Below are 12,680 nucleotides of genomic sequence, written 5' to 3' on the forward strand. Positions count from 1 at the left end.
TTAGAAGCTGATTTCAGCAGAGGGCTTAACTGCTACGGATGCAGCATCGGTGCCAAAGCCATTCAGTGTTTCATTATGGTGCTTCATAATATCCGTATAAAGCAGAGTGTCAGAGTCACCCGTCATATGACCATCTGCAAGCAGGGTCACGTCATAGCCCAGTGAGATGGCACGTCTCACTGTCGTATCAACGCAGAACTGTGTCATGCAGCCGCCGGTAATGAGATGCGTGACATCATGGTCTTTCAACCGGTCTACCAGCTCTGTTTCGAGAAACGAATCCGAATATTTCTTGTGAACAAGGATATCATTGCCCGTGGCAGCGATTTCCGGACGCAATTCCCAGCCTGCAGTATCCTTTTCAAGTCTGTGGCCTTTGGCGCCGTCATGCTGGATCAGAAAAACAGGGATATTGGCATCATGTGCCTTTTGCTTCAGCGCCTGAAGCCTGAATACGGTTTCATCCAGCACGGCTTCAAGTTCAGGCATTCGTTGCGCTGACGCTTTACCGGTAATGATTGCCTTCTGAACGTCGATAATCAGGAGTGCAGTTGTCATTCTGTCAGAAACCTTGCCTTGGAATTTGTCTGCGATGCTTGTGTTATAAAATAGCAGAAACCGGACCAGAGACTAATTTAAATGGTTAGAGCGAGTTTTGCATGCCAAGTCTGACACACGGTACTCTATTGATAAATATCCCGCTCGCAGGCTTTCGCAATTTTCGCAGTAATATCTTCAACATCAGTCAGATCAAACATAACCTCGACAGGCGGAGTGTCGATGCGCACTGATAGCATGCTGTTATTTTTCAGCTGTTTTATGAATGGTACAGATTCTTCATCAGACCACAGGCCGACGGACATGAAGTTCGCAGAGCGCTTCCAAAGCATGGTTTGCGGGGCTTCATCGCCTGTTCTGTGAGTGACTTTGGTGGTTTCTGCCGCGCTTGAAGTGCCGGTCGTAAGAATTGCTGAAATTGTGGAATTGTGGCAGCGAAGCCCGAGAGCAACCGAGTCGAGCATGACTATTTTATTTTCACTGCCTCTGGGCAGCAGAAAAGCGGATATTTGCGCACTGTCATCAACAGGGGATCTGTCTTCAGAGATGTGCCAGCTCTGAGATAGTGAGGGCTGATTTGTTTTTGGGAAAAGCTTGTCAAAGCAGGCCAGCCGCTGTGCAGGGTCTTCAATCACACTGCATGAATTTGCTGAGGTCTGGGCTACGGCATTGGTTGCCCATAATGCAAATATGGCCATACCGGTCAGTATTATGCGCATTTATACCCCCATCCATACAGCGCCATAAAACGGAACAGACGAGCAGAGTAGCTTTGCTTGTCTGCGGTGCTGTTCCGCTTGTTTTTGTTGTCAGATTAAGCTGATTTTTTGCGGCGCAGAAGCGTGGCAATGCCGCCTAAGAGCAGGCCGAGACCTGCGCCGATCAGGCCGAAGCTTAAGGCGTTGGAGCCGATATCGGACTGGTTGGCTGATGCAATAGAGGCCGCTGCTGTTGTAGCATCAGAGCCCCCGGCTTTTGCGTCCATCATTGCTACCATGCCTGGCTCGGAGCATTTAGGCAGAAGTGAATTCTTGGCTTCTGCGCTGTTAGCATAAGTATCCGATACGATTTTTTCGCATCTTTGCTGATCGGCAAGCGATACAGAACTGGTGCCGAATTGCAGATACAGACCTGCTGCAAGGACGAGAACGCCGAGGCCGGTCAGGATAACAGGGCGGGATGAGGAATTTGCCTGAGCCATTAAGATTACCTTATTATGTTATGATGTTCGGAATAGAGTTGGAGTTTTATGCCAAGGCAAGTCTTTTCTCAGACTGAAATGCTGAAAACAGGCCGCTATCAAGCATTATGCAATAATCAGATTGCGTCCCTGCCGCTTGGCAATATACATTTTCTCATCTGCTTCCAGTAAAGACTGATCGAGATTGAAACCGGCTTCGCACAAAGTGACACCAATACTGGCAGTGATGCTGACAGTTTTATTGTCGGAAGCGACAATACGCAGAACACTTATTTCCCGACGAATATTTTCTGCATATTGATAGATGAAGCTGACATCCGCGCTGTTGATGAAGACGCCGAACTCCTCACCGCCCAATCTTCCGGCAAAGCCGTTTCTCAGACTCAGGCGATTGAGCAGTGCGCCGATACGGCGCAACGCCGCATCGCCGGTTGCGTGGCCATATGTGTCATTGATGGTTTTGAAATGATCGAGATCGATAAACAACAGACCGCCGGTTTGCTGACTGCTGCTCGCTGTGATGAGCTTGTCAAAAAAAGTAGAGCGGTTCAGGACGCCGGTGAGACTGTCTTCGCGCGAATGTTTGATGAGCAGCGCATTGGCTTTTTCAAGCTCCTCCTGAATTTCCAAAGCTTTATTTCGCGCAATCCTGAGGCGTTCCGTATTCAGATAGTGCAATGCAGACATCGGAATAGCGGTCGCAAGCGGACAGACAATCGTCATGATAAGTCCGGCTCCGGCCAGTTGCCCTCCCATCATGGGGACAAAAATACTGGTGATAATGAGGGTAAATATAAGCGCCAGCGCACCTGTTGCTAATGCTTTGAATAGAATGCGCCAATAATTAATCATATTTCGTGCTTCAGTATTGAAAGTCCGGCAGGAGAGAAATCGCGGGAGTTACTTTTAGCACGCCAGCTTCATTTTCTATAGATACTAATGAAACTGATTTCTGCGTCAGTCACGCAGCTTTTGTTACAACGGAAATATTGTGAGATATCAGCTCAAAAGATAAGAAACTTAATTCTTTAAATGAGCTTTTTATTCTTCTTCGGGGAAGGGGAGCTTCTGTTGTGAATGACAGTTATTTGCGAATTTGAATCACCGCAACGCAGGCGGGATAGGACTTAAACCGGACAAAATACCGGAAGTCTGTAATCTGAAATCTTATGTAAAAAATTGAGTGAATGGCGATCCCGACTGGATTCGAACCAGTGACCGTCGGCTTAGAAGGCAGGAACTAATTTAATTAAAACAATGCTTTAAATGTAAAATGAGGCTGTTTAGCTGGTTAGAAGATCAATGGGTTACAGTGATTTTGTAAACTAAAATCACTGCCCCTTTTTCTCCATTTTTAGAATCACTGCGTCGTTCGTTTGTTCATCATGCGCGAGATAGTGGGCTTCCAGCACTCTGGTCACGTCTTTGATAGAATGGCCGGATGCTGCAGCAATTTCCTCAACAGTGGCTCCGCTTCTACGTGCCTTGGTGATGAACGTTCCTCGCAGATCATGGAAGGTTACGCCGGTGATTCCGGCTCTTTTAATGGCGCGACCCCATGAGGTTTTAAACCCGTCGCTTGTCCATGGTGTCCCCTGACTGCTCGTGAGTATTGTCACAGACTGTTTGTCCATAGAATCAAGCATTGTTTTTAAGGTTGAATACACGCGAATTGTTACGCGCTTTCCTGTTTTGGATTGCTTTAGCCGGATGTGTTGACCGTCATATGCAGACCACGTGAGGTTTAGGATGTCGCCTTGTCGTTGGCCTGTCCATAAGGCCAGCATTAGGGCATGGATCAGGTTGTCGCTGAGTGCTTTGTTTGCAAGTTCGATCTGTTCATCTGTCCAGATGATATCAGCGCGAGTGCCTTTCCAGAGCCTGCCGCCACCAGTGCATGGATTTCGTGTAATCAGCTCCATATCAAGCGCCCACGAAAAAACGCGCTTCACCACAGCCCATGCCCTGTCAGCCTTGCGTGGTGTCTGTGCCATGGTATCTCGCCAGTCCTTGAAGACAGATCTAGCACCATGCTCATTAAGTGCGATGATCGGCATATCACCAAACTCGGATGACAATTGAGCCAGAAAAGGATCATAATCCCTTTGGCTGACTGCGCTGAGATCCGTGTAGGCCGGTGAAGTCTTATACTGGACAATCAAGCCAGCAAGGCTGTCGTTATCTGGTTGCACAGCTGCTTTGGATATTGCGTGAAACTCAGAAACAAATCCCGCAGGGTCTATGGTCGGGTCTACCATAAGACGCGGACCACCCCGCCATGCATAGTAGTACGTTTGCGTTTTGCCACCTGCCAAACGCTTTTTGACTTTATGCAGCCCTTTAAGTGGTACGCGCATGTTTTCGTGCTTTCCATGCCTCTAAGGCTGACATTGTAGAATAATCGGTATTGCGATCCAATGAAGTCAACCATTCATCAAGGCGTAACCGTAAAAACCTTTGTCCTCGCGTTGAAGGTGTAAGCGCCACCGGTCTGACAGGGCAGACTTCCTTGAAGGTTTCTGTAGAGAGGCCGCAATATGCTGCAGCTTGATTTAATGGCATGGCTGCAGGCCAGTAAGGCTGGTTTTTCATGGTTTACCTCCTTCCGGTGCGAGTGGTGAGGCGTTGAGCATGGCCTCGAATACCCATGCGGCCATAGCTGCTTTTGGTGGAACGTGATCAACATCTCCGCAGCCTATTGGAACCGGCAAGCCACGCTGTTCGCACCAGAATTTCAAATTCCTTTCTGACGGCCTGCCACCGGTAAGCCACATCATTAAATGACGAGCCGAGAAGGTCATTTCTTCTGTTTGCTTATTCAGAGTGGAGAAGATGGTATCAACGGCCGCGGTTGCCATACCCTCAAGATACCGAGGGTCTGGGATAGGGTTATTGCCACCAGACTTTTCAATCGCCATTTGATAGGCAACTTCTTTAATGAGTTCATCTCTGGTCACTCCCCACCTCCTTGCGCCAAGGCGGTGCGACGCGAGCGTAGCACCACTAGTGTGATAGATGCTGCCGCAACCACCCAGTATTTGCCCATCGTTTGACCAAGTACGTAATCTAATGATCCGAAAGCAATCAGCAGGAATAGGGCGCTGTCTACGTATGAACCGACTAACCCACTGACAACGACCGCGATCGGCATCCCTTTCTTCCGTAGTGGGGTGTAGATCGCAAGATTGCAAAGTTCAGCGACTGCAAATGATGTCACTGACGCCGTCACGAGTGCTGCTGGTGCAAACATCCACGACAATGCGGCGCCAATAACGATTGCTAACAGAGACGCTTTCACGCCTCCTACCTCCTGCACGAAGTCTCTTAGCACAATCGCTGCGCCAACAACGAGAACGCCACTTGGGGCATACTGACCGAAGCCGACCGGGATCACGCATGGACTGTGCGGAGAGCACGATCCAACGTTTTCAATCATCCAATTTGCCAATGGCACAGTTGCGGCGAAAGCTACTGTAAGGGAGAGCGCTCTCATTTCAGCACCTCGCGAACATAATTTACCGCTTGCTCAAATGACGTGCATACCTCATGCGAGTGATATAGCAGCCACGGTGAAAGCCCTTGTTTCCCGTGCTTGGAAACCACGACGACAAGTTTTCCACGCTCCCAAGCATAGAGAATTTCCATGCTCGTACCGACGCTTGGCTTGTCATAGTTGACCAAGATTACATCTGAGTTGATGACATCGATCTTGTCAAATTCAACGATCTGATTGATGCTCTCATGTTCTCGTCCACGATAGTCGCGGCGCATCGGATCGAGTGTTGGTCCATCCCAAATCGTTTTTACCAACTCGCGCCAGTCTTTGCATTCCTCGTCTGTACAGCCATTAATTGGACCGCAGAGGTAAATTGTATTAAGCGACTTCATAGAAGATATCCTGTTGCTCTGGTCGTAAAGACCAATTGATGGGACACTGAACGGCGTCGATCCGGCGCGCCATTCGTTCTGGATCTTTTTCATTACCGATATTTTTGAAGTTGCGAGCGACATTTGTGCTATCCGCACTGGCAAATGGCCACCTGTCCCCACACATTTCTAATCCACGCAACATGTGGATCCAAGGAAGTTTCCCAGTCTTAGCGAGAGCATTGAAAGCAGCATCTGCTCGACGGCACCAATCATCTGATCCGACCTGCCAGTAGCGCCCTGAACTGCCGAAACATATCCGCGGCCATTTGTCGGAAAGCTCAAGAAGGTAATCGAGTGACAAAGCCATATGCCAAACAGGAGCACCCAACGAGCCAAAAGGCCATGTTGCTATCAAATCTCGCTGATCGGCTTCTGTGCCGTCGATCACGTCGGGAATTACTGCCCAATGAGGGTGGCCTAAACGCGGCTCAAGCCAACCGAAATACTTTGTCCAATCCACAGCCTTGCCTTGCGTAAATGCTGTAAAGGCACCACTATCCCACATAACCGATTGACCATGTGCTAAGCACCAATCTGCATCTCCGGGATTGGCGAAGGAAACGCAGAAATGTTTTCCTGCCAGTTTAAGCAGTTCATTACGTGGGGTAAGTGGAGTTCCGTGATAATGGATTGTCATTTACTCCCACCTCCTTGCGCCAAGGCTGCGCGGCCTGCGTGACGGTTGCGTTTTGCCGCTTTACGCGCACGTTTTGCTTCTGCATTCGCAATATGCAGAGCGTGGTTTGATGGCAGTTCGCGGTAAATTGTTTTCTGCGTCCACTTTGGCAAAACCTTTTCGCCGGAATTTAAGATTTCGAAACTTGGGACGGCGTAGCGATCAATTAGATAAGGTGGAAAATAACTCATTTGCCTGCCTCCTGCGCCAAGGCTGCGCGGCCAGCGAGCCTGTCCAGCCTATCTAATCTTTCGCGAATACTGTCCGTGAAGCGGAAAACGGCTTCAGGATTAGCTTCAGAACCTCGGTTTTCTGCATAATCCAGCAATTCCGCTGCCCAATTAGACGCATTTTTAGCGATATACGCGCACTGTTGTGCAAACTTTGCTTTGGTCAGCTTCATTTGCCTGCCTCCGAGGTCGGGGCGCGGGGGACATGATATTTACCTGACATTATATGCGCTCCTGTGGCTGGATTGGCTCATAAAGTGAGCGGCGGTGCTGAACTATCTTGGTGAGTGGAGGCTTTGGATGCTTCTTGCCGGAAAGCTTTGATGACAGGCGCTTTGCGCCGATATGCTTCCCGCGAACGCTTGCAACTTTTGCTTTCTCTGCTACGTCCTGCCTTGTCTTTTTAATGTGGCAGTGAGAGTGGGCAGGGGCTAAGTTGCTTTCACGGTTTTCGCCACCGTTAATCAGTGCAATTCGGTGATCTGCCTCCCATGTTTCAAAGGGGGCTTTGATCGGCAGATTACAGCAGTGGCAGATACCAGTTGCACGATCAAAAACCCTCTGGCTCACGCGTGGCGGGATTTTCGTGTCGTCAGTCTTGCCGATCCATTCTTTGACTGTACGAGCCATCAGCGCCCCCAATCCAGAGAGCCATTGCGATATGGAATGCCGCGCTCAATGGCGACGATTACAGCTGTGGTTCTGAGCAGCTCCCGCTCAAGGTGGCTGTATCGCTTCTTGTCCTTCTTGGCTTTGGCGATAGTGGCCTTGAGAGTCTCAGCTGTGGCGCGAAGCTCTAGCAATGGATCATCGTGAAGGCCAAGAAGCTTGCGCAGTTTTGAAATGAGGAACTGAATAATCATGCCGCCTCCATAAGGTAGCCTTGGCGGCGGGTGTCGGTGAGGGGGATATGATGATCGGCGCACCACGCCAGCGCGTATTCAAGCAAAGAGGCGGCGCGTTTAACTGACATGCGGGCGGTGCTTTCGCGAATGTTTACGAATTCACCTTCAAGCCCCGGCACAAATTCGACTTCGCCCTGCGTTGCTTTTGTGTGACCGGATACAAGCAGAACTTTCCATTCTTCCGGTTTTCGCGGTTTGCCAGCCCACTCAAAGCCAGACTTCGCAATGTCAGAACAAATTGAATGAAAGAAATCATTCTGCCCTCCGCTTCTGGTTGGTGGTGCAAATGTTGCTGTGTGGCCGTCAGGGAGTGCCATGAGCGCTCTGATTGCATTCTGGCGAACCTGCGGATTTACGATGGTGTAACGCTGCTTTTCCATGAGGTGCCTCAAAACGGAATGTCATCATCGAGGTTGTCGTCAAAACCACCGCCAAATCCGCCAGATTGCTGGCTGTAGGACTGTTCGGACTGGCGTGATTGGTTTTGCTGTTGGCCTTCGCCGCGACTGTCGAGCATCTGCAATTCGCCGCGGAACTTCTGCAGAACAATCTCGGTCGTGTAGCGATCGTTGCCGTTCTGATCCGACCATTTACGGGTTTGCAGCTGGCCTTCGATATAAACCTTGGCACCTTTTTTCAGGTACTGTTCTGCAACTTTGGCCAGATTTTCGTTGAAGATTACAACGCTGTGGTACTCAGCCTTGTCTTTACGTTCACCAGTCTGGCGGTCTCTCCAGCTTTCATTTGTAGCTACTCGGAGATTTGCGACAGGTTCGCCGGAATTAAGGCGACGAATTTCAGGGTCAGCGGTTAGATTGCCGACCAGAATGACTTTATTGACTGAACCGGCCATTATGCTGCTTCCTTCAAGCTTGGGGCGCAAACGTTTTTCAGCGCAGTGATTTTGTTATCGATTTCAGACAGGAACTCGGAGACTTCGGCCTCAAGGCTTGCAATCAGATCATCATCACGCTCAACGCGCTTTACAAAGAGGCGCATTTCTTCCGGCATCCGTGGGTCAAAAGAAACGAAGTCACACCACTTGCGACCGGTGCATGCCATCTGCCACATCATTTGTTTGACGTACTTGGCCGGAGCTTTCCCGCTCAGCATTGTGTCGATATGCGTTGATGTGTTCGGGCATTTGATCTCCACCAGACCGTCAGTCCCGACCAAGCCGTCAGGGCTGGCGCCAGTCATTTCGATTGATGGATGGGCGATAAAGGCGACTTGCTCCACAAGCTCATTTGCGTGGAATTGATAAGCAAGTCGCGCCTCCGGTTCTTGTTCATTGCCCCATTGGATTGAGCTATTTGTGCATGTTGCCTCGACGGAGCCGGTCAGACGCTCTGCAATGAGCTGCGCCATGTAATTCGCGCGTGATGCCGATACACCTGTTTTCACCTTCGCTGTCACATCGGAAACACGGGAGGCGGTGACCTTGCCAAGGCGCAAAGCATGCCATTCGTCTGAACCCTGAATAATGTTATCCATTTGCGCGGCTTTCTTTGGTCAGTTTTAGTTTCTTTTTAGCGCTCTCAAATTGGGCTGCTGGCAGCTCTTTCACCGCATCAACTTTGTAGAACTGGCACCAGACGGCGACATTCATCCCAACGTCATTAATAAGAGAGAGAAGTTCATCACGTTGTGCATCTGTGATTGGGGTATTCGACGCCTCGTCAGCTTTCGCGCCGTCATCGTCATCAGCAACGGCCAGTCCGAGCGCCGCCTTGAGCGTATATCGCTGCAAGTACGTGACTGTTGAGCCAATAGCCTGAATACTGTTCTTGTTGCCGGAGTTATCTCCGCTGGCGGCAAGCGTCGTTTCTTCGGAGTAACCGTCTTCATGCGCAATTATGCACGTTACAGATATTAAGCCGTTTTCTTGGTTGGTACGAAACCGATAGGAGAGGCCGTGGCTTGACAGGATCGGCGTAATCGTCGCTGAGATTTCAGCCAAATCCTCGAAGTTGTAATGTGTCCGGACATTAGTTTTCCCTGTAAAATCAACAGTCCGATTTTTCTTAATTGTTGGAAGCTCAGACTTGGCAGCAGCTATTGCTGCGTCGAATGCCTTCCGTGATGCGACAGCCTGCAAGCGCTCATGAAGCGACATGATGCTAGTTAAGGCCTCTGGTGTCGCTCCCTGCTGAATTGCCAAGGTAAGCGCGTCGAATGTATTGATTACATTGCTACGTGGCTGCGCAGTCGGCGGGGTATGTGTATGAATTTCAAGTGCGGCGCTCATGCAAATGCTCCGATATAAGTGAGGAAAACAGCCACAAAGATTGACATTGAGGCGAAGGCGCAGAGGTCTTGGATAAATCCGTTCATGCCGCCCTCAGTTCTGGTGTGGTGATTTTTTCAATCTTGTAGCCAAGCGCTTCCGCAAGGCGTTCGAAGTGCTCGGCAACGTGTGAGCCAGCCATTGGCCAGTCCTGAGTTGCGCCGGACAGCCGGAACGCATGCGCCATAGCGGCATCTTGAGAAATGTTAGCTGCGAGAGTGGAAACGCGGTAATAATTGACCATCACGCAGCCCTCGGCATTTCTTCGGCGTAATCTTCAACTACGCGACCGATAAGCCAGTCATCATCCTGTGCCTGATCAGCGACCATATGGGCGATTTTGTTGAGGACAGGAGAACCGTTGAACAGGCTGATACCGTCTTTATAGACGCCTTCAACTGTTATGCGTGGTTCACAGCCTTCCATTGAGAAGGACACATCAAGCTCAACTTCATCCTGAAAAATAACAAAGCCAAGCACTGGGTCATGCAGTTCTGCGCTGTATGCATAAAGGCTCATGGGTTCTCTCCATCGTTTAGCGGATCGGCGGATGCTTCTTCGCGCTGTTGATGGATGTATCGTAGGAAATATCCTATATCATGTCAATAGGAAATCCTACATGTAGGAAATTTAAGTTGCCTATGCTCTTGCCCCGCTCCCCAGTCATGCTAGAATCAGGGCAGCAAAAAGCCCGCACGAGGCGGGCGACCATAATTAGTAGTTAATGATGATTAGGGGATGCGCATTAACCATGTTACTCTGTCCTTGCCCTCTCTGCGGAATACTCCCAAAAGAGGGCGGGAGGATACTAAAGTGAATAAATCCACACAGAGGAATGTAATCGACAAAGCAGATATTTCGATTATTAATAATGCGCTTTCAGAAATCTGCGCCGCCACATTCATTGAATTAAAAAGTGAAGAAGGGCAGGCAATAGCGAATTCCGTTGTTCGCGAATACATGGTCGGCCATCATGATCCGAAAGAGCTGGTAGATTTGATGCTTAGGCGAATTAATATGGCCGATAAGTTAAAACGAAAACGTGAGCGGATTATAGAGCACTAGATCAAACGCAAATTCTGAGCGCCGGAAAACTGGCGCTTTCTGCATATTCAACTAATGCAAATTTTATCAAATTATTTCTTCTCGCTACTCGCGAATTTTCTCGTCATAGAGTTATGTACCGCATACGTCTTGAAAGCTGGTCGCTTCTCTATAATTCGTTAGAAAATTCTAACGCAATGGGAGGGAAATATGTCAATCGCAGCAAGCAAAAACAGCTCGGTCAAGAGGGATATGAGGTTAATTAATCTTGCGGTATCTCATGTTTGCTCAGTGACCGATATCAATCTGAGTAGCAGGAAAGGCCTTGCTTTACAGAAGGAGGCCTTACATCAGTATTCAATGGGGCATAATTCTCAAATGGATCTGGTTGATGCGCTACTTATTTGCGTTCTTAAGGAAAAGCTACGGGGGGAAAAAAATGCAAAACGCAATCGTAAGGCGGAGTTATTAGCACTTAAGCGCAAAAGAAAAGCGCCTGAGTGACCGGCGCTGTAAAATATATAATGGTTCATCACGCTGCAATACGATAGCTATCAGATGGACTATCTGCAGAGATCACCTGATTGACTGAGGACGATAATATTTGTCGCATGGCAGCATCTGTGGCTTTGTAATTTTCTAAAACAATTACAGTTTTGGGAGCGCTATCCATAATTGTTATGTCGCCCATTTTAAGGTGGGCTGCAGCAATAGCATTAAAAGATGGAGATACGTATTCATATGCAGCGATTACATGGCTGTTTTCGATATAAGCTCCATCGACTTTCCATTCTTTTGTTGCACCCAAGATACCTACGTCAAACGAGGCTTTTTTGCCAAAAGCTTCGATCATTTTTTGCTCAAATAGCTGCCTTGAAGGCTTAATGCGAATCAGATCCGCGGAAAATATTGTCTTTTCAATTGATTGAGATGAAGCATTTGCAATCAACATAACCGCAAATGGTAGATTTAACGTAGGAATTTTGTTTAGAAAAAACGCGTGGTTGTCGTATTCAATTCCTGAGCGTCTTGCAGTTGCTCCAGCGACTTTAAAAAATATATCTTTGATACCCATTGTTTCAGCGAGGCAAGCGGCATAACCATCATCTGACACAAGATAGTTATTATTTATTTCGTCAATTCTAACGACAACCGATGTGCCGTTTGGGTATAAGACCCCTGTACTAATAAAGGCTGATTTGCCTGAGATTTTTGCAAACGACAGCTGTTTTGCAACGCTATGTGCAATCTTCTCAAGATTATGATTTAAAATGTTAGCTGTGGAGACCATGGCGGTGTAGGTATCCCTTTAACGTCTGGGCATTTCCAAATCTCGGAACATAATTCAAGGTACTCCGAAAAAGATGATATTGCACGAGGTAAAGGCGTCGCAACGCCTTTGTCTGACTGGTCGAATGCCCCTATACCTAATGGCTTGTTTAAATCATATGGATGCCAGCGATCAAAGTATTGTTGCAATCCATATGGGGATGGAGCTGTCGCAGAGTTAACATGGGGACGCAATGGCCTCCATTCAATTGGGTTAACTCTGAGGGAGCGCTTCATGCGTGGTGGGCGCACTTCAATCTGGCCATAAACATCTTCTTCCCATGTTTCTTTAGGAGTTGTAATCCTTATGGAAACACCACCCCCAAGAATGCCATTTAACTGAATTGCCGTAACATAACGTAGCTTTCCAGAGGATCGGTCTGTGTATTCATCCCACTTTGAGAAGTCATCAAAGGTTTTTTCAGACTTATTCACTGTGTCCAAGAAGTTAAATATTTGGTCAATTTGATGTGAGTTCATTTCCCCCGCCGCAACAATTATCGTTTTTACATGAGTAGCC

At 48.4% G+C, this 12,680-nt stretch carries 24 protein-coding genes; 2 read left to right on the top strand and 22 right to left on the bottom strand.

The genetic code is table 11. The features are described 5' to 3' along the window. The 20 genes from JNC80_RS11085 to JNC80_RS11180 form a co-directional block, all read right to left on the bottom strand. The gene (locus tag JNC80_RS11085; protein ID WP_376710339.1) at nt 1-558 is read right to left on the bottom strand and encodes a cysteine hydrolase family protein; all 558 of its coding nucleotides are present in this window, start codon (nt 556-558) and stop codon (nt 1-3) included. A 125-nt stretch (nt 559-683) separates the two neighbouring features. After that, nucleotides 684-1,256 (bottom strand): type VI secretion system-associated protein TagO, encoded by a 573-nt coding sequence (locus JNC80_RS11090; RefSeq protein WP_376710340.1) that lies wholly within the window; start codon nt 1,254-1,256, stop codon nt 684-686. Between the two features lie 116 nt (nt 1,257-1,372). Beyond that, nucleotides 1,373-1,759, bottom strand: coding sequence for a hypothetical protein (locus JNC80_RS11095; RefSeq protein WP_022712129.1), 387 nt, complete (start codon nt 1,757-1,759; stop codon nt 1,373-1,375). Nucleotides 1,760-1,864: 105 nt separating this feature from the next. Next, nucleotides 1,865-2,482, bottom strand: coding sequence for a GGDEF domain-containing protein (locus JNC80_RS11100; RefSeq protein ID WP_175576066.1), 618 nt, complete (start codon nt 2,480-2,482; stop codon nt 1,865-1,867). Nucleotides 2,483-3,090: 608 nt separating this feature from the next. Continuing rightward, a complete protein-coding gene (locus JNC80_RS11105) occupies nt 3,091-4,116 on the bottom strand; it encodes a tyrosine-type recombinase/integrase (protein ID WP_376710341.1) in 1,026 nt (341 codons plus the stop codon). Next, nucleotides 4,100-4,351, bottom strand: coding sequence for a hypothetical protein (locus tag JNC80_RS11110; protein ID WP_075654663.1), 252 nt, complete (start codon nt 4,349-4,351; stop codon nt 4,100-4,102). The genes JNC80_RS11105 and JNC80_RS11110 overlap by 17 nt, the downstream gene beginning before the upstream one ends. After that, the gene (locus JNC80_RS11115) at nt 4,348-4,716 is read right to left on the bottom strand and encodes a hypothetical protein (RefSeq protein ID WP_376710342.1); all 369 of its coding nucleotides are present in this window, start codon (nt 4,714-4,716) and stop codon (nt 4,348-4,350) included. Before JNC80_RS11115 ends, JNC80_RS11110 begins: the two co-directional genes overlap by 4 nt. Further along, nucleotides 4,713-5,252, bottom strand: a complete 540-nt coding sequence (locus JNC80_RS11120) for a VUT family protein (protein WP_376710343.1) — start codon at nt 5,250-5,252, stop codon at nt 4,713-4,715. Before JNC80_RS11120 ends, JNC80_RS11115 begins: the two co-directional genes overlap by 4 nt. Beyond that, complete coding sequence (locus JNC80_RS11125; RefSeq protein WP_376710344.1) at nt 5,249-5,647, bottom strand: nucleoside 2-deoxyribosyltransferase; 399 nt, start codon at nt 5,645-5,647, stop codon at nt 5,249-5,251. The genes JNC80_RS11120 and JNC80_RS11125 overlap by 4 nt, the downstream gene beginning before the upstream one ends. After that, complete coding sequence (locus tag JNC80_RS11130; protein ID WP_376710345.1) at nt 5,634-6,326, bottom strand: hypothetical protein; 693 nt, start codon at nt 6,324-6,326, stop codon at nt 5,634-5,636. Before JNC80_RS11130 ends, JNC80_RS11125 begins: the two co-directional genes overlap by 14 nt. Next, entirely contained in the window at nt 6,323-6,556 is a 234-nt protein-coding gene (locus tag JNC80_RS11135; protein ID WP_376710346.1) for a hypothetical protein, read from the bottom strand. Before JNC80_RS11135 ends, JNC80_RS11130 begins: the two co-directional genes overlap by 4 nt. Continuing rightward, nucleotides 6,553-6,768, bottom strand: a complete 216-nt coding sequence (locus JNC80_RS11140) for a hypothetical protein (protein WP_376710347.1) — start codon at nt 6,766-6,768, stop codon at nt 6,553-6,555. The genes JNC80_RS11135 and JNC80_RS11140 overlap by 4 nt, the downstream gene beginning before the upstream one ends. 49 nt (nt 6,769-6,817) lie before the next feature. Continuing rightward, nucleotides 6,818-7,225, bottom strand: coding sequence for an HNH endonuclease (locus JNC80_RS11145; protein WP_376710348.1), 408 nt, complete (start codon nt 7,223-7,225; stop codon nt 6,818-6,820). Then, nucleotides 7,225-7,458: a hypothetical protein gene (locus JNC80_RS11150; RefSeq protein ID WP_376710349.1), complete on the bottom strand. Its 234-nt coding sequence runs from the start codon at nt 7,456-7,458 to the stop codon at nt 7,225-7,227. The genes JNC80_RS11145 and JNC80_RS11150 overlap by 1 nt, the downstream gene beginning before the upstream one ends. Beyond that, on the bottom strand, nt 7,455-7,880 hold the full coding sequence (locus JNC80_RS11155; protein WP_151157913.1) for a recombination protein NinB: 426 nt from the start codon (nt 7,878-7,880) through the stop codon (nt 7,455-7,457). The genes JNC80_RS11150 and JNC80_RS11155 overlap by 4 nt, the downstream gene beginning before the upstream one ends. 8 nt (nt 7,881-7,888) lie before the next feature. Continuing rightward, entirely contained in the window at nt 7,889-8,353 is a 465-nt protein-coding gene (gene ssb, locus JNC80_RS11160) for a single-stranded DNA-binding protein (RefSeq protein ID WP_376710350.1), read from the bottom strand. Beyond that, complete coding sequence (locus JNC80_RS11165) at nt 8,353-8,994, bottom strand: lambda exonuclease family protein (protein WP_376710351.1); 642 nt, start codon at nt 8,992-8,994, stop codon at nt 8,353-8,355. Before JNC80_RS11165 ends, ssb begins: the two co-directional genes overlap by 1 nt. Further along, a complete protein-coding gene (locus JNC80_RS11170; protein WP_376710352.1) occupies nt 8,987-9,748 on the bottom strand; it encodes an ERF family protein in 762 nt (253 codons plus the stop codon). Before JNC80_RS11170 ends, JNC80_RS11165 begins: the two co-directional genes overlap by 8 nt. Before the next feature lie 82 nt (nt 9,749-9,830). After that, the gene (locus JNC80_RS11175) at nt 9,831-10,031 is read right to left on the bottom strand and encodes a hypothetical protein (RefSeq protein WP_376710353.1); all 201 of its coding nucleotides are present in this window, start codon (nt 10,029-10,031) and stop codon (nt 9,831-9,833) included. Continuing rightward, nucleotides 10,031-10,306 (bottom strand): hypothetical protein, encoded by a 276-nt coding sequence (locus JNC80_RS11180; protein WP_220159419.1) that lies wholly within the window; start codon nt 10,304-10,306, stop codon nt 10,031-10,033. The genes JNC80_RS11175 and JNC80_RS11180 overlap by 1 nt, the downstream gene beginning before the upstream one ends. 294 nt (nt 10,307-10,600) lie before the next feature. Here JNC80_RS11180 and JNC80_RS11185 point away from each other — a divergent pair, with 294 nt between their 5' ends. Both JNC80_RS11185 and JNC80_RS11190 read left to right on the top strand, forming a co-directional pair. Then, nucleotides 10,601-10,852 carry a hypothetical protein gene (locus tag JNC80_RS11185; protein ID WP_376710354.1) on the top strand — a complete coding sequence of 84 codons (252 nt, stop codon included), beginning with the start codon at nt 10,601-10,603 and terminating at the stop codon, nt 10,850-10,852. 189 nt (nt 10,853-11,041) lie between these two features. Beyond that, nucleotides 11,042-11,335 carry a hypothetical protein gene (locus tag JNC80_RS11190; RefSeq protein WP_225689170.1) on the top strand — a complete coding sequence of 98 codons (294 nt, stop codon included), beginning with the start codon at nt 11,042-11,044 and terminating at the stop codon, nt 11,333-11,335. A gap of 28 nt (nt 11,336-11,363) precedes the next feature. Here the strand turns inward: JNC80_RS11190 and JNC80_RS11195 are convergent, their stop codons facing one another. After that, nucleotides 11,364-12,122, bottom strand: a complete 759-nt coding sequence (locus JNC80_RS11195; protein ID WP_225689172.1) for a hypothetical protein — start codon at nt 12,120-12,122, stop codon at nt 11,364-11,366. After that, nucleotides 12,098-12,640, bottom strand: coding sequence for a hypothetical protein (locus JNC80_RS11200; RefSeq protein WP_376710355.1), 543 nt, complete (start codon nt 12,638-12,640; stop codon nt 12,098-12,100). The genes JNC80_RS11195 and JNC80_RS11200 overlap by 25 nt, the downstream gene beginning before the upstream one ends. Between the last annotated feature and the right edge of the window lie 40 nt (nt 12,641-12,680).

The organism is Pseudochrobactrum lubricantis, from assembly GCF_041929865.1.
Lineage (GTDB): Bacteria > Pseudomonadota > Alphaproteobacteria > Rhizobiales > Rhizobiaceae > Pseudochrobactrum > Pseudochrobactrum saccharolyticum.